General features: G+C 56.6%; 21 protein-coding genes. 13 read left to right on the forward strand and 8 right to left on the reverse strand.

Translation table 11 applies throughout. From position 1 onward, the window contains the following. Positions 1-27 precede the first annotated feature (27 nt). From ACR3EP_RS05475 to ACR3EP_RS05485, 3 genes are read right to left on the reverse strand one after another with little or no spacing between them, the layout of a single operon-like run. On the reverse strand, positions 28-1,092 hold the full coding sequence (locus ACR3EP_RS05475; protein WP_170348771.1) for a methyltetrahydrofolate cobalamin methyltransferase: 1,065 nt from the start codon (positions 1,090-1,092) through the stop codon (positions 28-30). A 9-nt stretch (positions 1,093-1,101) separates the two neighbouring features. Beyond that, positions 1,102-2,028 (reverse strand): methylenetetrahydrofolate reductase, encoded by a 927-nt coding sequence (locus ACR3EP_RS05480; RefSeq protein ID WP_480636701.1) that lies wholly within the window; start codon positions 2,026-2,028, stop codon positions 1,102-1,104. 26 nt (positions 2,029-2,054) lie between these two features. Beyond that, on the reverse strand, positions 2,055-2,351 hold the full coding sequence (locus tag ACR3EP_RS05485) for a virulence factor (RefSeq protein WP_170324990.1): 297 nt from the start codon (positions 2,349-2,351) through the stop codon (positions 2,055-2,057). A gap of 241 nt (positions 2,352-2,592) precedes the next feature. Here ACR3EP_RS05485 and ACR3EP_RS05490 point away from each other — a divergent pair, with 241 nt between their 5' ends. Beyond that, a complete protein-coding gene (locus tag ACR3EP_RS05490) occupies positions 2,593-3,705 on the forward strand; it encodes a Ppx/GppA phosphatase family protein (RefSeq protein ID WP_170348774.1) in 1,113 nt (370 codons plus the stop codon). After that, positions 3,705-4,421: an RlmE family RNA methyltransferase gene (locus tag ACR3EP_RS05495; protein WP_170358560.1), complete on the forward strand. Its 717-nt coding sequence runs from the start codon at positions 3,705-3,707 to the stop codon at positions 4,419-4,421. Before ACR3EP_RS05490 ends, ACR3EP_RS05495 begins: the two co-directional genes overlap by 1 nt. A 1-nt stretch (position 4,422) precedes the next feature. Here ACR3EP_RS05495 and ACR3EP_RS05500 read toward each other — a convergent pair whose 3' ends face one another. The 3 genes from ACR3EP_RS05500 to ACR3EP_RS05510 form a co-directional block, all read right to left on the reverse strand. After that, positions 4,423-4,611, reverse strand: a complete 189-nt coding sequence (locus ACR3EP_RS05500; protein ID WP_170348776.1) for a hypothetical protein — start codon at positions 4,609-4,611, stop codon at positions 4,423-4,425. Positions 4,612-4,708: 97 nt separating this feature from the next. After that, positions 4,709-6,610, reverse strand: a complete 1,902-nt coding sequence (locus ACR3EP_RS05505; RefSeq protein WP_480636704.1) for a multiheme c-type cytochrome — start codon at positions 6,608-6,610, stop codon at positions 4,709-4,711. Then, positions 6,607-7,473 (reverse strand): YihY/virulence factor BrkB family protein, encoded by an 867-nt coding sequence (locus ACR3EP_RS05510; RefSeq protein ID WP_480636706.1) that lies wholly within the window; start codon positions 7,471-7,473, stop codon positions 6,607-6,609. The genes ACR3EP_RS05505 and ACR3EP_RS05510 overlap by 4 nt, the downstream gene beginning before the upstream one ends. 156 nt (positions 7,474-7,629) lie before the next feature. On the opposite strand from ACR3EP_RS05510, the gene ACR3EP_RS05515 reads away from it, so the two are divergent. The 8 genes from ACR3EP_RS05515 to ACR3EP_RS05550 all read left to right on the forward strand — a co-directional run bounded on the left by ACR3EP_RS05515 (position 7,630) and on the right by ACR3EP_RS05550 (position 16,072). Beyond that, positions 7,630-8,715, forward strand: a complete 1,086-nt coding sequence (locus tag ACR3EP_RS05515) for an AI-2E family transporter (RefSeq protein ID WP_170348779.1) — start codon at positions 7,630-7,632, stop codon at positions 8,713-8,715. A gap of 3 nt (positions 8,716-8,718) precedes the next feature. Continuing rightward, positions 8,719-9,828, forward strand: a complete 1,110-nt coding sequence (locus ACR3EP_RS05520) for an acetoin utilization protein AcuC (protein WP_480636708.1) — start codon at positions 8,719-8,721, stop codon at positions 9,826-9,828. Positions 9,829-9,947: 119 nt separating this feature from the next. Further along, positions 9,948-10,925 carry an AAA family ATPase gene (locus ACR3EP_RS05525; protein ID WP_480636710.1) on the forward strand — a complete coding sequence of 326 codons (978 nt, stop codon included), beginning with the start codon at positions 9,948-9,950 and terminating at the stop codon, positions 10,923-10,925. A gap of 18 nt (positions 10,926-10,943) precedes the next feature. After that, positions 10,944-11,891, forward strand: coding sequence for a DUF58 domain-containing protein (locus ACR3EP_RS05530; RefSeq protein WP_480636711.1), 948 nt, complete (start codon positions 10,944-10,946; stop codon positions 11,889-11,891). Beyond that, positions 11,888-12,364 (forward strand): DUF4381 domain-containing protein, encoded by a 477-nt coding sequence (locus ACR3EP_RS05535; RefSeq protein WP_480636713.1) that lies wholly within the window; start codon positions 11,888-11,890, stop codon positions 12,362-12,364. Before ACR3EP_RS05530 ends, ACR3EP_RS05535 begins: the two co-directional genes overlap by 4 nt. Then, the gene (locus ACR3EP_RS05540) at positions 12,361-13,344 is read left to right on the forward strand and encodes a vWA domain-containing protein (RefSeq protein ID WP_480636715.1); all 984 of its coding nucleotides are present in this window, start codon (positions 12,361-12,363) and stop codon (positions 13,342-13,344) included. Before ACR3EP_RS05535 ends, ACR3EP_RS05540 begins: the two co-directional genes overlap by 4 nt. Continuing rightward, complete coding sequence (locus tag ACR3EP_RS05545) at positions 13,341-14,846, forward strand: VWA domain-containing protein (protein WP_480636717.1); 1,506 nt, start codon at positions 13,341-13,343, stop codon at positions 14,844-14,846. Before ACR3EP_RS05540 ends, ACR3EP_RS05545 begins: the two co-directional genes overlap by 4 nt. Continuing rightward, a complete protein-coding gene (locus tag ACR3EP_RS05550; RefSeq protein ID WP_480636719.1) occupies positions 14,843-16,072 on the forward strand; it encodes a hypothetical protein in 1,230 nt (409 codons plus the stop codon). Before ACR3EP_RS05545 ends, ACR3EP_RS05550 begins: the two co-directional genes overlap by 4 nt. Positions 16,073-16,075: 3 nt before the next feature. Here ACR3EP_RS05550 and ACR3EP_RS05555 read toward each other — a convergent pair whose 3' ends face one another. Next, entirely contained in the window at positions 16,076-16,735 is a 660-nt protein-coding gene (locus ACR3EP_RS05555; RefSeq protein ID WP_254429480.1) for a Crp/Fnr family transcriptional regulator, read from the reverse strand. 219 nt (positions 16,736-16,954) lie between these two features. On the opposite strand from ACR3EP_RS05555, the gene ACR3EP_RS05560 reads away from it, so the two are divergent. From ACR3EP_RS05560 to cls, 3 genes are all read left to right on the forward strand, one after another. Beyond that, the gene (locus tag ACR3EP_RS05560) at positions 16,955-18,565 is read left to right on the forward strand and encodes an arylsulfatase (RefSeq protein WP_480636721.1); all 1,611 of its coding nucleotides are present in this window, start codon (positions 16,955-16,957) and stop codon (positions 18,563-18,565) included. A 69-nt stretch (positions 18,566-18,634) separates the two neighbouring features. After that, the gene (locus ACR3EP_RS05565) at positions 18,635-19,609 is read left to right on the forward strand and encodes an HAD family hydrolase (RefSeq protein WP_480636723.1); all 975 of its coding nucleotides are present in this window, start codon (positions 18,635-18,637) and stop codon (positions 19,607-19,609) included. Positions 19,610-19,632: 23 nt separating this feature from the next. Beyond that, entirely contained in the window at positions 19,633-21,045 is a 1,413-nt protein-coding gene (gene cls / locus ACR3EP_RS05570) for a cardiolipin synthase (RefSeq protein ID WP_480636725.1), read from the forward strand. Here the strand turns inward: cls and ACR3EP_RS05575 are convergent. Beyond that, complete coding sequence (locus tag ACR3EP_RS05575) at positions 21,042-21,476, reverse strand: ion channel (RefSeq protein ID WP_170514333.1); 435 nt, start codon at positions 21,474-21,476, stop codon at positions 21,042-21,044. The two genes, cls and ACR3EP_RS05575, sit on opposite strands and share 4 nt — an antisense overlap. Between the last annotated feature and the right edge of the window lie 128 nt (positions 21,477-21,604).

A 21,604-nucleotide genomic window follows, 5' to 3' on the forward strand; every position in this document is an offset into this window, starting at 1 on the left:
GCCTTTTCACTGTATATAGTGTCCGGTTCAGGACGCGCGGCGACGACGACCACCACCGCGACGGCCACCAGCAGCGCCTGCGGCCCCAGCTTCGTCCGGCGCTTTGTTGAACCTGATCCACTCCCCGCCATGCGGGTCGTTATTGGTCAGCAGGTTGGCGGCACGAATGGCCTCCATTTCCTTGCCAGCGCGCGGCTTGGTCGAACCCAGGCCAAACATCTGGACGAAAGCCTCGTCATCCATGCCTTCGGGCAGGATGATGCCAGCGGCTGTGACGGCCTCTTTCTTCTCGGCAATCTTTTTCTGCGTCACCGGCAAGGCGACCGGGTTCATAATCGCCGAGGTCATGCCAGCGCCCATTGCCATCGGCAGGAACGCGTTATTGATGCCGTGACGGTTCGGCAGACCGAACGAGATGTTGGACGCACCGCAAGTGGTGTTCACGCCCAGTTCCTCGCGCAGGCGACGGACCAGAGCGAACACCTGCTGGCCTGCGGTTGCCATCGCACCGATGGGCATAACCAGCGGGTCAACGACGATGTCATGGGCCGGAATGCCGAAATCAGCGGCACGCTCGACGATCTTTTTGGCAACCTCGAACCGCACATCGGGATCTTCGGAAATACCGGTGTCGTCGTTCGAGATCGCAACGACAGGAACGTTGTACTTTTTGACCAGCGGCAGAACCATTTCCAACCGCTCTTCTTCGCCGGTGACCGAGTTCAGCAGTGGACGACCTTCCGCGGCTTCCAAACCCGCTTCCAAAGCGCCGGGAACTGAGGAGTCAACGCACAGCGGCACATCGACCAGCCCCTGTACCAGCTCGACAATCTTGCGCATCAGCGGCGGCTCGGTCTCGTTCGGGTTGGGGTTCGAGTTGTAGACAACGCCTGCGTTGATATCCAACACGGTGGCCCCTGCGGCGACCTGTGCGATGGCGTCTTTCTCAACGGTTGAGAAATCGCCCGCTTCCAGCTCTGCGGCCAGCTTTTTACGACCGGTCGGGTTGATCCGCTCACCGATGACGCAAAACGGTTCGTCAAATCCCAGGACGGCTGTTTTTGTTTTTGATTCTACGACTGTACGGGTCATGTCCGTTCCTTAAGCGTTTGCAGGCTTTGCCGAAGCGCCGCCGTTATTGATCGCCCAGTTGGCGTTGGTCTTGATGCCACCAAGCGGGAAGAAGTGTACGTTGGTAATGTTGAAATCCGGGTTGGCCGCTTTGTGGTTGGCCAGCTCAGTCACAACATCGGTCGGTTCATACGGCAGCAAGAGCTTCGAGACATCCATAGCGCGCTTTTGCAGAACCTTCAGCGACGGGCCAACACCGCAGGCGATGGCGAATTTGATCAAGGTCTGCAGCTTGGCCGGGCCCGCGATGCCGATATGGATCGGCAGATCGATGCCCGCTTCTTTCAGGCTGTCGGCCCATGCGATGATCGGCTTAGCATCGAAAGCAAACTGGGTTGCCAGAGCCATTTCCGCATCGGTGGTTTCCGAGAATTTCTGTTTCCAACGCAGCGCGTCGTCGACATTCTTGGTCGAGCCGTCCGGGTCAATGTCCTTGTTGCCCTCGGGGTGGCCCGCCACGTGCAAACGCTTGAAGCCTGCCTTGTCGAACAGGCCGGATTCCAGCAACTGCATCGAGCTGTCGAAATCACCGTGCGGATTTGCGACACCACCGGCCAGCAACAGCGCCTGATCAACACCCGCTTCGCCCTGATACACCGAGATCCAGTTTTCCAGCGTGGCGGCATCCTTGATGATCCGCGCCGGGAAATGGGGCATCACCGGATAACCTTCGTCGGCGATCCGCTTGGCGGTCTTGACCATATCTTCGATGGGCGTGCCCTCAATATGGGCGATGTAGACGCGGGTGCCTTCGGGCAACAGCGCGCGGAAATCTTCGACCTTTTCGGCGGTGCGCGGCATCACCTCGATCGAATAGCCTTGCAAAAAGGCTTCGACGGTCGGATTCACAGGGCCGTTTTCGACCGCATCACGTTTCTTGAAGTTCAGCAAAGCCATTGCGGCCTCCCATATAGATTTTGGGCTCATGCCCAACCGTCATTGGCGATCAGAGCCTTGATGCGGTCCTGATCGTATTCCGTTTCCAAACGCACGGCCTCGGCCTCGGCAATCTCGGACGGGTCGCCCTCGACAGCAAAGGGTTCGGCCTTGCGCCACTCGGCCAGATAGGCATCGCTGTCCTTGGCGTTCACTTTCATCGCAGCCCGGTCGATGGCTTGTTCGAACCGCTCCTCCAACTGCCGCTTTGCGCCACGACGGCCTTTGCCGACGATGACTTGGGCGGGAATATCGCGCCAGTATACGATGGTGACGTCAGGCATTGCCGTTGATTCCTCCTAACCAGATGGATCGGTTCTAGACTTCTATATGGGTCAAAGTCGGTCGATTTTCGACACAAGCAGTCTTTCAAACGACGTTTTTGTCCCCCACAGGATACGGCGCTTGTACTCAATTCTCGCGCAAATGCGCACATCAAAATACTCATCACTTTAATGAGCGTCTTGCACGAAACATTTGGCCGACCTATGGTCGGGGTAACTCGAAAATCGGAGGGCGTTGAAGATGGCGCCCAAGCGTCCCAAAGGTGCGGGCGCGTTCCCCAAGGCGGTCGAAAGCCCCGCGCCGGCAAGACCCGATCCAGATGCGTTATATGCGGCGCTGGATCTGGGAACAAATAGCTGCCGCATGTTGATAGCCCAACCCAAGGGTAGCGGGTTTCATGTGGTAGACAGCTTTTCCAAATCCGTGCAATTGGGCGCGGGGTTGGAACGGACCGGACGGCTGTCTCGGTCGTCGATGGCGCGCACCATTCAGGCACTGCGCATCTGTCAGCAGAAACTGAAGCGAAACAAGGTCAAACGGATGCGCCTGGTCGCGACCGAGGCCTGTCGGCGCGCCAAGAATTCTCGCGACTTCATCCGGCAGGTAAAACGCGAGACTGGCCTGAATCTGGAAATCATCCAGCCCGAGGAAGAGGCCCGCCTGGCCGTGATCTCGTGCGCGCCGCTGGTGTCGACCAAGACCGAACAGCTATTGGTCGTAGATATCGGCGGCGGTTCGACCGAGTTGGTGTGGATCGACGTCTCTTCCGTACCGCGTCGGGACCGTCCGGCGGCGATTATGCGGCTGCACCACGGGTTCCATACAGCCGATAGCCCTTTCCCGGCAGCAAAAGTGGTGGATTGGATCAGCGTTCCGTTGGGGGTGGCCACTCTGCGTGACCAGTTCAATGATGTCGAAGACGACTCGGCTCGTTTCGCGCTGATGAGCTGGTTTTTTGAAGAAAACCTGGCCGATTTTGCCCCTTACAAGGACGAACAGGCCCGCGAAGGGTTTCAGATTGTCGGTACTAGCGGCACAGTAACGACCGTGGCCGCCTCGCATCTGGGGCTAAAGCGTTATGACCGGACCAAAGTGGACGGTTTGCGCATGACCAGCGATCAGATTGACAAAGTCATACGGGGATACTTAGAACTCGGCCCACTGGGGCGGCGGCGAGATCCGCGTATCGGCGATGACCGGCAGGCCCTGATCATGTCCGGCTCAGCCATTTTGCAGGCATTGCTTCGCTGCTGGCCCACTGACCGCCTTTCCGTGGCGGATCGTGGGCTGCGCGAAGGCCTGCTTTATGCGCAGATGAGTGCGGACGGTGTATTGGAAGACGGACCGTTCTAATGGCGAAGACACCAAGTGGCAAAAACAACTCGGGCCGCGGACAGCGAGACCTGAAGGTCAAGGTCAAGACTGCGCGCGGGCGCAAGCTCAGCTCGACCCGTTGGCTTGAGCGGCAGTTGAACGATCCGTATGTGAAGCGCGCGCAAGCGGATGGCTATCGCGGACGTGCGGCTTATAAGATTTTGGAACTGGATGACAAGTTCCGCTTTCTCGTTCCCGGTGCGCGCGTGGTCGATCTGGGTTGTGCGCCCGGTGGTTGGCTGCAGGTAGCCGTTAAACGCGTCAATGCGCTGGGCGAGCGATCTGGCAAACGGATTGGAACCGTTCTGGGCGTCGACTTACAAGAGGTTGAACCGGTCGCAGGTGCCGAGGCGCATGTGCTGGACTTCATGGAAGACGATGCCGACGAAAAGGTCAAAGCATGGCTGGGCGGCAAGGCAGATGTCGTGATGTCCGATATGGCGGCGTCGTCGTCCGGGCATAAGCAAACCGATCACCTACGGATCATGGCCCTGTGCGAAACCGCGGCCTATTTTGCCTTCGACGTGCTGGAAGAAGGCGGCACGTTTGTCGCCAAGGTTCTGGCCGGGGGGGCCGAGGGCGATCTGCAAAAGTTGTTGAAGCAAAAGTTCGAAAAGGTGGCAAACGTAAAACCCCCTGCGTCACGGTCTGACAGTTCCGAGAAATTTGTTGTCGCCACGGGATTCCGCGGCTGACTTAATCGTCAAGCCAGCTTCGATCACCGGTCAGGAATTGCTCGCGCAGCGACGCGGCAGCTGTGCTTTGCAACAGCAGGGCTTCGCCATGGTTGATATATTCTGGCTTTCTCGCCTGCAGTTCAGCGATCCTCTGGCCCAGGGACAAAGGATTTTGCAGCTGCGATGTGTGAACCGGTTTGTCAGACATGGGTCACCTTAGGGTCTGGCGGTGTTTCTAGCTTGAGCCCTGGTTAACCCAATAATTAGTCGGGAACGTGGCAAAATCCGGGCCACGCCATGCCGGTTTACGGGGTCAGCTGAGCCTTGAGCTGCAGCAATCCCGGATCTTTAGGCAGTATGTCTAGCCCCTCTTGCAGTACGGTGCGCGCGGCCTGTGGCCCACGATTAATCTGCGCCAACTGCACCAACATTGGCCAGGCCTCGGCGCGCTGTGGGTCAAGGGTGACAACTTCGCGAAAGGCTAGCTCAGCCGCAGGTGCGTTGCGGAACGTCAACGCCATTCCACCCAAAACAAGATGGGTTTCAGGGAAATCCAGCCGGTTCCCGATTGCACCTTGCCATTCGGCCATGCTCTGCGCCACTTGTGTTTGCTGATCTGGCGTCAGCGCCTGAGCTGGGATGTTCAGGAACTCTTTGGCTGCCGAAATACGCACGTTGCGCATCGGGTCAGAAAGCAACGGTTCCAACCGCCCCACCCGGTCCGGCAGCGCTGCCTCACGTTGCAATGGTGCTGCGTTGGCGCGCACTAAGGGGTTAGTGTCCGACAACAATGGTGCCGCTTTTGCCGCAACCTTGGGCGAGGCGAAGGGCTGCAATAGATAAGCCGCCGTCGCACGCACGATGCCAGCCATGTTCGGGTCAGTCGCTATTTCCAGCAAAGCCTCTGGCCCGTCAGTCTGCCCGGTCAGAGCAACCTGAAACGTCGTCCCGAAATGCTCACGACGTTGGGTGGAGTCAGGAAACCACCCTTGGATTTGTCCCGCGGCCCAGGCTTGATCTTCGGATTGGTGGCAATCGGTACAGGCGTCCTGCCCCAACCCCAGATCAGGGCGCGGGATGCGAAAGCTGTGATCGCGTCGCCAATCGACACCCATATATACCCGCTCGATCATATGACAGGATACGCACTGGGCGCCTGCGCTGTCGTCCGGGTGATGATGATGCGCCGGTGTATCGTAATCTTTGGCCGTCAGGGTCGGGAAAACTGGATTTCCCGCCGGGGAATGGCACTGGGTACACACGCCATTGCCTTCGGCTTTCAGTTCGGCACTGTGCGGGTCATGGCAATTCATGCACCCGACGCCCTGTGCATACATCTTGGACTGCAGGAATGAGCCGTAGACATAGACCTCGTCCAAAATCTGGCCGTCGGGGTGATAGAGGCCTGGGCGTAGCACCGACAGGTTGTAAGCGTCATGATAGGGCGTTCCCGGCACCGGGTTTCCATCGCCGTGTGCTTCACGCCGGGAATGACAACCGGCGCATTGCTGGATTTCCGCCTCAGTCTGGCCTTTTCCCCAATCCATGGTGAACCCAAACGCGCTCAGATCAGCGCTGATGTTTTTTCCTTGCGTCCAGTCGATATGGGCCGAGGATGGGCCATGGCAGGCCTCGCACCCGACCCCAATCTCAGCCTGAACTGAGCTGTAATTGCGGGTCTGCCCATCGTAATTCTTTTCAAACCCGGTCGCGTGACATTCAGCGCAACGAGCGTTCCAGTTCTTATACGGCCCGGTCCAGTGCAGACCATCATCCGGGGGAAGGTCCTGATCGGGATAGAGGTGATACCACCGCTGTTCGCTTGTATCCCAAACCACATCGAAACTCTGCAAACGGCCGGGTTCGGTTTCGAACAAGTATTGCTGCAACGGTTCAATACCGACCACCGAATGCAGATCGTAAAGGGTTGTAGTGCCATCCTTTTCGGTCACACGGGCCTGCACCATATCGCCTGTTTGGCTGAACTCGACAGACATGTCGTCATGATCAAACTGCGTTCCGTCAAAATCAGCCGCGACGTGCCCGTCTTCTACCTTGGTCCAGGCCAAAGCGTGATGGGATGCAGACCAGGCCTCGGCCTCAGCCTTGTGGCACGCGATACATTGGTCCGAGCCGACATACTCGGGCGACTGAGCAAATGCGTAAACCGGTGCCAGCACCCCGAAAAGGAATACTGCCGCCCTCATGCCGCTTGCCCGTCCAGCTCATCCTGCATATCCATCAACGCCCCGTTATATTCGGCACCCAGGATCAGCATCGCGGCACACAGATACAGAAAGATCAGCGCGGCCATCGCCCCGGCCAGACCTGCGTAGGTGGCGCTGTACGAGGCGAACTGCGCGATATAAACCGAAAACCCCCAACCTCCCGCAGCCCAAAGGGCAAGCGTCAGCACAACGCCCGGCAGAATCTGGCGCAGCTTGTGCCGCCCCGTTGGCAAGACCAGATGTGCCAGGACAACAACACCTGCGGGAACGGCTACAGTGAAAGTCCAGCGCAGACGATCCACCGACAACCAATCGGACACGTTCACATCCGTCTTCTCGGACACCAACTGCGTATAGACTGGTAGAACCACTTCGACCGCCGCTATGATCATGATTGTAAGACCACCAACAATCACCAGCCCCAGACACAACAGCCGCGTTTTCCAAAACGGCCAGCTGTCGTGGTCGTGATAGGCCTGATTCATAGCCTTGCGCACGGCCAATACCCCGTTTGAGGCAAAAAACACCGCCAGCAAACCGCCCAAAGTGATTACCCCTGAACCGGATTCCGTCAGGACCGAGCGCAGTTCAGCCACAATCGGCCCGGCCACATCTTTTGGCCAGGCACCAAAAATCAGCTCGATCAATTCGTCGGTGACGTAATCCTGTGACAGTGAACCTGCCAAAGCCACGGTAAACAGGGCAAACGGAAAAAGCGCCAACATTAGAGACATGGCGACATGGCTGCTCATGACGAAGCCGTTCTTGGCGTCAAAGCGGACAATAGCCACCCAAAGTGCCCGAACCGGTCGGCTCAAATAAGGAATCACACGCGCGTTCATTCCCAAAGCCTAACCTGCCTGTGGCACCCAAAGAACCGGCAATCCCGCGATCTACCCAAATAATCTCAGACAAAGGTTTGGACGCATTGCATAATCCGGCTCTGCTGTGCAGGATCGCTATACGCGCTAAGGACAGTTCCCGAGACAGGCCAAGCTATGACACTGGACAATGACGAAACCACAACACCGACAAAGCTGAAGCTTTCCGTTGTGCGCGACGTGTCGATTGTGGCAACGCTGCTGGTGCTGGGGCTATACGCAGGTTCCGCGTTTCTGATCCCGCTGACAATGGCCTTGCTGGTCAATGTCCTGATCATCGCACTGAGCGACCGGATCATCGCCCTGACCCGAATGCCGGTGTGGTTGGCCAATGTGGCCGGTGTCACCGTCGTTTTGGCCGGGTTGTTCGTGATCATGTATATTTTGGGTAGTCAGGCCACCCAATTCGCCCGCACGATCGGCACTTACGAAAACCAATTCGACGAGACGGTCAACCGCGTCACCGGTTGGGTTGGTAATGACGTGACCACATTTATCCGCGACAACCTGATCAACATCGACATGTCTTATATCGCGCGCGTTCTGTTGGGCAGCGCTACATCCCTGCTGAACCAGTTTTTCCTGATCAGCCTTTATGTCGCCTTCCTGATGGCCGAACGATTGGCCTTTCGCAAAAAGATTCAACTGGCCGCGGGCGATCCCAAAACGGGTATCGAATTCGCTGCCATTCTGGATGCGATCTCGTTCAGCCTGCAACGCTATGTCGGGGTGAAAACACTGATCAGCCTGATCACAGCAAGCATCAGCTACTCAGTCTTCAAGATACTTGGACTGGAATTCGCCGAGACCTGGGCCGTCCTGACCTTCGCCCTGAACTTCATCCCGTCAATCGGCTCGATCATCGCGGTGATCTTCCCATCCCTGATCGCGTTAGTGCAGTTCGAAAGCATCGGACCATTCCTGATGATCATCTTGGGCTGCGGCACGCTTCAATTCCTGATCGGCAACTTTCTGGACCCCGCGCTGCTGGGACGTTCGCTGAACATGTCCACTTTTCTGGTCATTCTGGCGCTGATGTTCTGGACCACGATCTGGGGTTTGATCGGGGCGTTCCTCAGCGTGCCGCTCACCGTTTGCATCCTGATCGTCTTTAGCCATATTCCGGCCCTGCGTCCGATTGCGATCCTGATGTCTCTGGACGGAAGGCTGGGGGAAGACATCCGCCATGGTGTCGCTAGCTAGACGATGCCTGCGCCCCTGTTCATCGGATCCGAGATCTATCGCAGCTCGACCTATGGTTCAAAACACCCTCTGGCCATTCCGCGCGTGTCTACCGTCATGGATCTGTGCCGGGCGCTGGGGTGGTTGACGAGTTCGAACTATCGCGTCAGCCCGTGCGCAAAACCTGCTGCACTTCACGCATTTCATACACCTGATTATATCGAAGCGTTGCAACAGGCTGAGCGTGATCAGGCCGTATCGGATGAAACGCGGGCGAAATACGCGCTGGGCACATTGTCGAACCCAGTATTCACCGAGATGTACAGACGTCCCGCCACCGCCGCTGGTGGATCAATGTTGGGGGCAGAGCTGGTCCGTGATGGAGGCATCGTCTACAGCCCGGCCGGTGGCACGCATCACGGCCTGCCGAACCGCGCCAACGGGTTTTGTTATCTGAACGACCCGGTTTTGGCGATCCTGACCTTGCTGAAGAACGGCCTCGACCGGATCGTCTATGTTGATATCGATGCGCATCATTGCGACGGGGTCGAGGTCGCCTTTCGCGGTTCAACTAAGGTTCGCATGATCTCGGTTCACGAAGCGCGGCGTTGGCCGTTCAGCGGAACTTTGACCGACAACGCAGGTGGGGCCGCGTTCAACCTTCCGGTTGGGCGAAACCTCAATGATGACGAATTCGATGCCATTATTGATCAACTTATCCTACCCGCGACCGCATCATTTCGACCACAGGCCATCGTAATGCAATGCGGCGCGGATGCCGTGACCGAGGACCCGCTGTCGCGTCTGACGTTGTCAAACAACGCCCACTGGCGCACCGTTGCCAACCTGCGCGATATGGCGCCCCGACTGTTGGTCCTGGGCGGTGGGGGATATAACCCCTGGTCCGTCGCACGGCTGTGGAGCGGCGTTTGGGCGACCCTGAACAAGATTGACATACCCGAGACACTGAATGCCACAGCGCGATCGGTGCTGGGTGACCTGACCTGGAGCCGCGCGGCTGGAAAACGCCCTCCGCGACACTGGTTCGAAACCTTGTGCGACACGCCGAACCACGGCGATATTCGCCCCGAATTGCAGAACGACCTGCAACAATTAGCGGCCCGGATTTCATAGTGGATTGGTGGCGATAACGCTGCTAACCTTCGATCATTATTAAATATTCCTGACCATTCCGCTTCGGCGCAGCCCTGATATGTCTTTTTCTGACATCTGGCCACGATTGGACCAAATAAATGAATGCACTTAATCAGATAAATGATCTCAAAGCTCGCATGGGCAAGTCAATTATCGGGCAGGTCGAGGTAATTGACCGGCTGCTAATTGGATTGCTGGCGAACGGAAACCTATTGATCGAAGGTCTGCCGGGTCTGGCAAAAACTCGTGCGGTCAAAGCCATGGCGCGCAATCTTGATGCAGATTTCAGCCGGATACAATTCACACCAGATCTGCTGCCATCCGACGTAACCGGCACCGAAGTATTCCAACAGACCAGTGACGGCGGCACGTTCCGGTTCGATCCTGGCCCGATCTTTGCCAACATCGTGTTGGCCGATGAAATCAACCGCGCGCCTGCCAAAGTCCAAGCCGCGCTGTTGGAGGCGATGGAGGAACGGCAAGTCACCGTTTCAGGCACCACACACAAAATGGAGCCTTTGTTCATCGTGATGGCTACGCAAAACCCAATTGAGCAAGAAGGCACTTATCCCCTGCCCGAAGCGCAGATGGATCGGTTCCTGATGCACGTTCAGATCACCTACCCCCCGGTCGAAGACGAGGTAGAGGTTATACGGCTGGTGCGCGGTGAAGAGGTCGCCGCCGGGACCGGCGTATTCAGAAAGACCCGAACCCCGATCCCGCAAGACGCCGTTTTTCAGGCACGGCTCGAGATAGGGCAAGTTCATGTGTCCGACGCAATGGATCGATACATGGCTGATTTGGTGCAGGCGACCCGCACACCCGAGAAGTTCAGCGATGAGTTGGCCAGTTGGATTGAAATTGGCGCCAGTCCGCGCGCCTCGCTTGCGCTGGACAAGTGCGGACGCGCGCATGCCTGGATGAATGAACGCGATTATGTGGACCCTGCGGATATTCGCGCCGTTGCCCACGACGTGTTCCGCCACCGCATCACGCTTAGCTTTGAAGCGCAAGGAAGCGCCAAAACACCGGATGACGTGATAACGGAAATCCTGCGCCTAGTGGCGCTGCCCTGATTGATCGGAGAGAAGTTCGTGGCCCAGATCGCCACATATCCTAATGACCCACGCATTCATGTGGATGCCCAACACCTGTTGCGGCTTGGCGCAAAGTCGCGCGCGCTCAGCCTTTTGCCGAGACAACCTGCGCGTTCAATCCTGAATGGCCGCCATGCGTCGCGGCTGCGAGGGCGCGGTCTGAATTTCGAAGAACTGCGCGGCTATCTCCCTGGCGATGACATACGGACTATCGACTGGAAAGTGACGGCGCGCACCGGAAAACCTCATGTTAGGGTCTATACCGAAGAACGGGATCGCCCTGCCCTGCTGTTGGTCGATCAACGCGTTTCGATGTTTTTCGGTACCGAAGTGTATATGAAATCAGTCATCGCCGCCGAGGCCGCCGCGATTGCGGCCCATCGCGTCCTGTCGCAAGGTGACCGTGTCGGCGGCATCGTCTTTGGCGACACTGATCTGGCCGAACACCGCCCGCAACGCCGCGCCGCTGCCTTAACGCGGTTCTTATCGTCGGTCGCTGCGTTGAATGGCGATTTGAACGCGTCCTTGCGTCCCAAACCGACCATCGCGTTGAATGACGTGCTGAGACAGGCAGTCGGTATTGCACATACCAACGCGTTGATCTGTGTGTTTTCGGATTTCGATGGTCTGGACAGGGCATCAGAACGCCTGCTGAGCCGCTTAGCGCAATCCAACGACCTTATTCTGTTCAATATTTCCGACCCTAGTGCGCATCAACTGACCGCAGGCTTGAAGATGACGGTTTCGGATGGGACGAAACAAATCGAGCTCGACAGTTCCGACCCGGACCTGTCCAGCCGTATCAAGGCTGCAATGGATAATAGGTTGGCGCAATTGCAACTCTGGTCACGGCGCTATGGCTTCCCGATTGTCCCGCTGACAACGTCCGAGCCGGCCCTTGATCAATTGCTGAAATTGTTCGGCCATCCCGGAGGACGGGCATGAGCGTCGAGGTGGACGGCAAATCCCTCGTCGAGTTGCTCGACATGCTGGTGCCCGCGCCCGTGCCCGAACCAATTCCAATGACACCGCAGACCTGGGGTTGGCTGGCTCTTGCAGTCGTTGTAGTGGCCGTCATTGTTGTGGGACTTCATTTGTTTCGCGGACATCAACGATCCAACGCATACCGACGCGCCGCACTTGCCGATCTACAAGCCGCGAACGATGACCCCGCAAAAGTCGCAGAGATTTTACGCCGTACGGCACTTGTTGCATATCCACGCGCGAAGGTTGCCAGTTTGCATGGGCAAGAGTGGCTAAACTTTCTACAGCAAACTGCTGAAAAAATGCCGGTTTCCTCTCCGGCATCTCGCCTACTACTCGAAGGGCCCTACAGAATAAGCCCATCAAGTCCGGAACTGTCACATATGGCACGGGTCTGGATACAAAGCCACAAACCTGAAGGAGGGCGCAGATGATTTCATTCGCCGCGCCCTGGGTTTTTCTGATGTTGCCCTTGCCGCTGTTGGTCTATTGGTTTGTTCCACCGCATCGCGAACAGACCAGCGCAATTCGCATCCCGTTTTTCCGCCATGTCGCCGAGGCTGTAGGGGCTGATCCGCAATCGGGGTCTATGATCTCACAGCGGTCAATGCTGCAAGCATTCGTGGCCACCTTGATCTGGCTGCTGCTTGTTACAGCCCTTGCTCGTCCTGAAAAACTGGCTGATCCTATTGTCGTCGAAAAATCTGCGCGGGACGTTGTGTTGGCTCTCGACATCTCAGGGTCGATGGATCAGCGCGACTTCCAATCCACAGATGGAACGCCCAAGCAGCGCCTTGCTGCTGTCAAAGACGTGTTGCGCGCATTTATTGCCGAGCGTCAGGGTGACCGGATGGCGCTTATTATCTTTGGTACCCGCGCCTTCGTACAGGCACCATTTACCGAAGACCATAATAGTTTGAATGGGTTCCTGGATCAAACTCAAGTCGGCATGGCGGGTCCGAATACGGCTTTGGGTGATGCGATCGGGCTTGGAATACGTATCTTTGACTCAAGCGAGGTAGATCAGCGTTTGATGATTGTACTCAGCGACGGCGCGGATACGTCCAGCCGCATGATGCCCGCCAACTCTGCAGCCATCGCTGCGGATAAAGGTGTGGTCATTTATACCATCGGCGTTGGTGATCCTGACGCCACTGGCGAAGACCGTGTGGATCTGGAAGCGCTGCAAGCCATCGCGGATCGTACTGGTGGCCAGTATTTCTTTGCCAACGATCAGGCCGCGCTGAGCGACACATACCAGCGAATTGATGAACAAAACCCCAGAATTGTCGAAACCCAAAGCTACCGCCCACGCGAAAGCCTGACGCATTACCCGTTGCTGATGGCGCTGATCGTTTTTCTTTGCAGTTCGACCGGCTTTCATTTCGTACAACGTCACAGGAGAGCGACATGATCGGCGTTGTGACTGAATTTCATTTTATCAGAATAGCTTACCTTCTGCTCCTAATCCCAATTGCAGGGCTGTGGTGGGCGATCCGCCCGAAACGCAAGGGGCTATCTGACCTGCCTGCTGGTATAGCTCCTCATTTGGCTAAAGCACTTTTGTTAGGTGCCGAAGCAAACCGCCGGATCTATCCGATCGACGTTGCCATGACAGTCGCCGTTCTACTCACGCTGGCCGCTGCCGGTCCGACCTGGACGCGGGCGCCCAACCCTCTGATCGCGGATACGGCCCCCCTGGTGATCGCCTTGAAAGTTACCGACAGCATGGAAGAGACCGATCTGACCCCGTCGCGGCTGCAACGGGCGAAATTCAAGATCACCGATATCATCAACGCACGGGCTGGCGCACAGACCGCTTTGATTGCCTATGCAGGCTCATCGCACCGGGTTGCACCCCTGACCGAGGATGCGAACATCTTGCGTCCATTGTTGGAGGGCCTGACCCCTGCCGTGATGCCAAAGTCCGGAGATGCCGCAGGAGACGCTTTAGTACTGGCGCAAAGCATCTTGGATGAAAGTCAGACACCAGGCGCAGTGCTGTTTGTCCTGGATGATCTAGACCCCTCGCAGATTCCAGAATTCGAAACCGCGTCATCGCAGATGTTTTTTCTGACTATGCTGCCTAACAGCCAGGAAATCGTTCAGCTCAACACCCTGAAAAACGCCGAAGTGGTCCCGTTTTCAACTGATGACCGGGATGTCACGCGACTGCTGAGGCAAATACAGACAGCTTATGTCGATGCTCTGGATGACGAGGACCGGCTTGATTGGCAAGACCGAGGGTGGATTCTGGCCTGGCCAGCTGCGCTGTTGTCCCTTCTTTGGTTCAGGCGGGGTTGGGTCATTCGGTGGGCCATGCTGGGGCTATTCCTTGTTCAACCGTCTGGCCCGGCCAATGCCGACGGATGGCGCGATTGGTTCCTGACGCCCGACCAACAAGGCCAGATCGCCATGAACCAAAAGCGCTTTGCTGATGCGGCAGAGTTGTTCGAAGACCCATATCACGAAGGTTACGCTCGTCTAAAAACAGGCCAATACCCCGAGGCCGCGGCGATCTTTGCGGAACTTAAAACGCCTGAAGCAGCCTTCGCCGAGGGAATGGCACGCATCCGAAACCGGGAATACAGACCAGCTATTTCGGCCTTTGAAACTGCGTTAGAGCGTCGCCCTAACTGGCCGGATGCGCAACATAATCTTGAAGTTGCCACGGCCATTTTGGACTATGTTGAAACCACTCGCGAACAATCTGATACCGGTGAAGAGGCAGGTATCGGCGCGGATGACACCGTATTCGACAACGACGCAGGTCGGGGCGAAAACACAACCATTCAAGCCCAAACCGACGGCAGCCAGCCCCTTTCCGCGGATCAATGGATCAGCGCCATCGACACAGACATGCAGGACTTTCTGCGCAATCGGTTCTTGTTGGAAAATCAGGAGCGAACGCAATGAAGCGCCTTCTCCTCCTGCTGCTTTTGTTACCCAGCGCAGTGCTTTCGCAAGGAACAACTGCAATCCAACCTCAAGTGACGGTGGAGACGCCGACCGAAAACGTGATCGTGGGGCAACCGGGGATCGTGCGCATCAAGGTACTGGTTCCTACGTTCATGCCGTCTCCTCCCGTCTTCCCGTCATTGGAACAGGAAAACCTGTTGGTCCGGCTTCCTGAACGCGCATCAGGTCCCGTCAGTGAGCCCGTGAACGGTGAAACATGGTCCGGGGTTCAGCGCAGCTATCGCATTTACCCTCTGCTTGCCGGGCAAATCAGCCTTGGCGTCACCGACATGAAGGTGACGTTTGCCGACCCTGAAACGAATGCTCCAATACAAGTCTCGGTCCCGCTTTCACCGATCGCAATCAATGCTGTTGTCCCAGACGGTGCAGCCAACCTGAACCCTCTGATCATCGCGATGGGTTTTGAATTGGAGCAAGAGGTTGAGGGCGTGACTGAGATGCAGGCCGGAGATGCGATTACACGGCGGTTAACAGCACGTATCACCGGCACCAGCCCGATCCTTATTCCGAAACTTATTCCTGAATATCAAGAACCTCTGCTGCGCCCTTACCCCAAGGAACCACGCTTAGCTGAAACCGAGGATCGAGGTATTCTGTCCGGCCAACGGGTCGAAGAGGTAGTGTACCTTGCCCAAGATGGCGGCCAAGCGCAGCTGCCGCCCGTGTCTTTTCAGTGGTTCAATCTGTCAACTGACGCGGTCGAAAACGTGGAAGTACCGGGTGTGGATCTGACGCTCACCGCGCCCAGGTCGAACCCTCTGACGACGGACAGGATGGTTGAATATGCGCTTTGGTTGGGATTGGCGGCAATTGTTATTTGGGCGTCTTTGCGTTGGGGCGCACCGCGCTTTCGCACTTGGAAAGACGCGCGGCACCAAGCATATCGCGCATCGCCTGCATTTGCTCTGGCGGAATTGCAACGCGCGCTAAAGGCCCATGATTTGTCCGCAGCTTATTCAGCGCTGGAAACCTGGAAAACCCGCAGCAGTGATCCACAAGGGTATCGGGAACTTGAGGCACAGTTGGCAAGGATTGGCTGTGCACGGTATGCATCTGATACCAATCAGAAAACACCGGATTGGTCTGCTGCAATTTCGGCCATGAAGGAACTTGCAGAAACACCACAATCGCAGGCTCAACCGCTTCCACCGCTGAATCCTTAACGCTTAGGTCTGGCAGTTCGCGATCAGCGCCTGTCTGTTCTTCAACCGCACCCGTCCATAGCCGAGTTCGATCAAGTCCAAATCAGCAAGGCGGTGTAGGCTGCGATGCAAAGTAGGTTGTGACACAGCGATCATCTCGGCCAATTCTTCCTGTGACACGACGATCCATCCATCACATTTCGAGGTGCCTTCATCCAGATGCAGCAGCCTGAGAACTAACCTCTTTTCGCTGCCCGTGACCGCCAGGTTTGCCATGATCCGAAGGGCGGTCTGCATATTCTCGTGGGTCAGCGCGTAAAAGTCCCGAACGTAGTCAGGCTTGGACTGAACCAACTTGGTCACGCGACCATTTGGGAAGTACAACGCGTGCGTCTCTTGCGTCGTTACGACACTAATCAGACGCGGTTCATCCGCAAACAACGCCAGATCCCCGACCCAAAACCCCGCGCCTTCGCGATGCAGAACGAATTCCTGCCCGTCATCCGCCGGAGCGGTGATCTGCACGCCACCGCTGAGGACAGCAAAGACCCCGTTGGACGGATCGCCATGGTGATACAGCGTTTCCCAGGCTTCATAGGTTTTCGGGACCCCGCACTCCAACAAATCACGCTGAAATGCGGCGGAACGTTTGCTGAACCAGCCTCCGCCCTGCAAGAGTTTCATATTATTCGCTTTGTCAAACATTAGAATTTTTCAATATCATCATATGATGAGTTTTCAATCTCATTGATCGCCTAACCTGAGCACGCTCGATTCCCCTACGGGTGATGTAACGCCGTTCAGAAATCGACCATTTCTTGGCAGCTTATTGGCTGAAACAGCCAGCCTCCAACTAATTTTCACCTCCGGGTTTTTTCGACCCTTTCAAATCAGGAGTACATCATGTCACCACCACGTTCGATTGCATACAGTTGGCGCAGAGGCTTGCGCCGGGTTGCTGTGGCTACATTCGCCGTTGCGTTGGCAATTCCCGCCTGGGCGCAGGAACAGAAACCCAACATCCTGGTCATCTGGGGGGACGATATTGGACAGTCCAATATTTCGGCCTACACGATGGGTTTAATGGGGTATCAGACGCCCAATATCGATCGCGTCGCCAAGGAAGGGATGATCTTCACCGACTATTATGGCGAGCAATCCTGCACCGCGGGCCGGTCATCCTATATCATGGGGCAATCAGTATTCCGGACCGGGTTGTCCAAGGTTGGATTGCCGGGTGCCGATCTGGGTATGCAGGTCGAAGATCCAACCATCGCGGGCTTGTTGAAGGACCACGGCTATGCCACTGGTCAATTTGGTAAAAACCACCTGGGCGACAAGGATGAGCATCTTCCGACAAATCACGGATTTGATGAATTTTTCGGAAACCTGTATCACCTGAATGCCGAGGAAGAACCGGAAAATGAAGACTATCCCGGCGAGGCGGTTCTAGCCGATGGGCGCACCTTCCGCGAAGCGTATGGCCCGCGCGGTGTAATCAAATCCAAGGCGGACGGCACCATAGAAGACACCGGCCCCCTGACCCGCAAGCGCATGGAGACGGTAGACGAAGAGACCGTTGCCGCTGCAATTGACTTCATCAAGCGAGCCCATGAGCAAGGCCAGCCCTTCTATGTCTGGTGGAACGGCACTCGGATGCATTTCCGCACACACGTCAAGGATGAGATGCGCGCGCAAGCGAACGATATCATTGGAGGCGTTGCAGACGAATATACTGCGGGCATGATTGAACATGACATGCATGTAGGGCAGTTGCTGGACCTGCTGGATGAGCTTGGAATCGCAGACAACACGATCGTTCACTATTCCACCGACAACGGACCGCACATGAACACATGGCCGGATGCTGCCATGACACCGTTCTGGGGCGAAAAGAACACCAATTGGGAAGGCGGATGGCGCGTTCCATCGATGGTGCGCTGGCCCGGTCAAATCGAGGCTGGATCGGTCACCAATGAAATCGTGCATCACATGGACTGGCTGCCGACCTATCTGGCCGTCGCTGGTGATCCAGAGATCAAGGAAAAGCTGAAGGCTGGCTATAGCTCCTCTGGTATGGGCCGCGATTACAAGGTGCATCTGGACGGCTACAACATCCTGCCTTTGCTGACTGGCGAGGCCACGGAAAGCCCCCGACGTGAAATTTTCTATTTCTCGGATGACGGTGACCTGACCGCGCTGCGTTTTGACGATTGGAAGTTGATCTTCCTAGAGCAGAAGGCGTGGGCCACCCTGCGCGCCTGGATCGAGCCTTGGACTGAACTGCGTATTCCGCTGATCGTGAACCTGCGTCGCGATCCGTATGAGCGCGCGTATCGGACCTCGAACACCTACTATGACTGGCTGTTGGACCGGGCTTATTTCCTGGTGCCGGCACAGCAATATGTCGGGTCTTTCTTGGAAACCTTCCAGGAGTTCCCGCCACGCCAGAAAGCGGCAAGCTTTAATCTGGATCAGGTGATGGAGAAACTGGTCACGCCGACCAACAACTAACCCCCTCGCAAGCTTAGGGTCGCCGGTTCAACGGCGGCCCTTTTCACGTTGAAGAAAAAGGAATTTCTCATGAAGACCGCCCTTCTCGCTGCTGCCGTTTTCATGGCCCCGTCGATTGCCCTGGCCGACCCGCTGCCCAGTTGGGGAACCTCTGCGTCGAAGGATCAGATTGTTGCTTTTGTTGACGCCGTCACCGATCCGGACAATCCCGATTACGTGACACCAGCAGACCGGATCGCCGTGTTCGATAATGACGGGACGCTTTGGGCGGAACAGCCGGTGTATTTCCAACTGACCTTCGCCATGGACCGCCTTGCCGAAATGGCCGCGGTTGATCCTTCGATCCTGACCAGCCCAACACTGGAAGCTGCGGCCAAGGGGGATATGGAGGCCATCGCGGAAGGCGGCCATGAGGCCTTGATCGAAGTCCTGAATGCCTCGCATTCCGGGGTCAGCGTCGAAGAGTTTCAGGCCTCGGTCACCAAATGGCTGGACACCGCGCGTCACCCCGATACCGGGCTGCCCTATGACCAGATGACTTATCAGCCAATGGTGGAACTGCTACGCTATCTCAGGGATGAAGGGTTCCGCACTTACATCGTTTCGGGCGGCGGGCTGCATTTCATGCGCGTGTTTGCCGAGGACGCCTATGGCGTGCCGCCAGAGCAGGTACTGGGCACCTATACTGCCACCACTTATGAAACGGCCGAAGGCAAACCCACGATCATCAAGGCCCCCGGCATTGCCTTTATAGACGACAAGGAAGGCAAGCCTGTTAATATCGAACGAACCCTCGGCAGACGCCCCATTCTGGCCGGTGGAAACTCAGACGGGGACTTTGCCATGCTCGAGTGGACAACCGCCGGGCACGGACCGCGTTTGGGCGTCCTGATCCATCACACCGACGCAGAAAGAGAATGGGCCTACGATCGCGAAAGCCCGATCGGAAAACTGGTCGACGGGTTGGACAAAGGCCCCGATATGGGCTGGGTCATCGTGGATATGGCGCAAGACTGGAATCGCATCTACACTGGGTCGGAATAAAACACTCAGAGAACGATAACCTCATGTGGACATTGCTTGTTTCCGCTGCCGTCCTCGTCCTGTACGTGACGGCTGTGGTCTTTGCGATAAGGGCTGCGCAGACAGCCCGAACACCGCAGGGCGCGGTTGGCTGGGTGGTGTTTCTGATCTCAGCCCCAATGCTCGGCGTACCCATGTATTTGTTTTTGGGCCACCACCGATTTCGCGGGTATCGCATTGCGCGAAAACACAGCGAACGTGTCGTTGAAGGCATCAAAAGCTTTGCAGATTTTTCAATGCCCGAGCCCGGCTCGATGCCATTCAACGCACGGCCATTCGAGGTTCTGGCGCATCTGCCAGTATCGCGTGGAAACGGTGCCAATTTGCTGATCGACGGCAAGGCCACGTTCGATGCCATTTTCGAGGCAATCGACGCGGCGCAAAGTTATATCCTGATCCAGTTCTACATTGTCCGCGATGACGACCTGGGCAAACAGTTGCAGTCCAAACTGATTGCCGCAGCCGAGCGTGGTGTCTCGGTCCGCTTTATGACCGATTCCGTGGGCAGTTATGGTCTGCCGACCGCCTACCTTGACGCCTTGCGCGCCGCCGGGATCGAGATTGCAAACCCGCGCGACCGGCGCGGACCGCAATATCGCTTTCAGCTGAACTATCGCAACCACCGCAAGACCGTAATCATTGATGGTGAAACGGGCTTTATTGGCGGTCACAATGTAGGGGTCGAGTATCTGGGCCAGAGCAAAAATTTCGGCCATTGGCGCGACACACATCTGAAAATGACCGGCCATATCGTCCGTCAATTACAGTTGATTTTTGTCGAGGATTGGCACTGGGCCCACGAAGAAGATCTGATTGATCAGCTCAACTGGGCCGGATCAGAATCCGAACAGGACATGAATGCCCTGCTGGTCGCCACCGGTCCGGGGGACGAAACGGAAACTGGTGCGATGATGTTTTTCTCGGCCATCACTGCAGCCAAGGAACGGATATGGATCGCCTCACCCTATTTTGTTCCTGATATCGACGTCATGACGGCCCTGCAGCACGCTGCCCTTCGAGGTGTCGATGTGCGCATCCTTGTACCCGAGGTGATTGACCACCGCCTGCCCTGGCTGGCTGCCTTCGCTTATTTCGACGAAATCCGCGACTGCGGTGCGCGGGTGTTTCGGTATACCGAAGGGTTCATGCATCAAAAGGCATTCGTGGTTGATGACACGCTGGCTGCTGTGGGAACGACCAATCTGGACAACCGATCATTCCGGCTGAATTTCGAAGCTATGGCACTGTTTTTCGACCAACGCGCGGCTGAGGCAGTGGACAAAATGCTGCGCGACGATTTTGAAAACAGTTATGAATTGACCCGCAAACTGCCCGAACAACCCGGCTATATTCGGTTCGGCTCGCCGCTTGCGCGCTTGTTCGCGCCCATCCTCTAGGACATCAGCTCTTCTTTGAAAACCTGGGTCATCAGCGCAACCATAAAGGCCGTCGACAGGCCAAACGCCAGCAAACCTGTGACCGAGGCAAACGCGCCAAATATGCGCAGTGGCTCACCCAACACAATGTCGCCGTACCCCAAGGTGGTGAAGGTCACCAACGAGAAATACAAGGCCGAATTCCAGTCAGGCAGAACATCCCCCAACACCCAGACGATCGCCCACAACCAGACTTGAAACGTGTGAATTGCAACGATGAATGCAAGCGCGATACAGATGGTCCCGGCAATGGCAAGAAACCGTTTCTTGTGCTCAAGCCGGGGTGCCGCGTGCCGGATGACCTGCGTACACCACGTCAAAAGGATGATTTCGATTAGGAAGCAAATCCCCAGATAGATACTGCCCCAAACAATCTGCTGCGCTAGTGTCATAAACTCGTATCCCGGCCCGGAGAAGTTCTGACACAATGGCGACTTAACCAAAAAAGAACAAGGCTGTGACAATCGCAAAAGATTGCGTCTGGACGCTGGACTCTGTGGGGTGGCGTTGCACATTGTGA

Source organism: Ruegeria sp. BB10, from assembly GCF_056535725.1.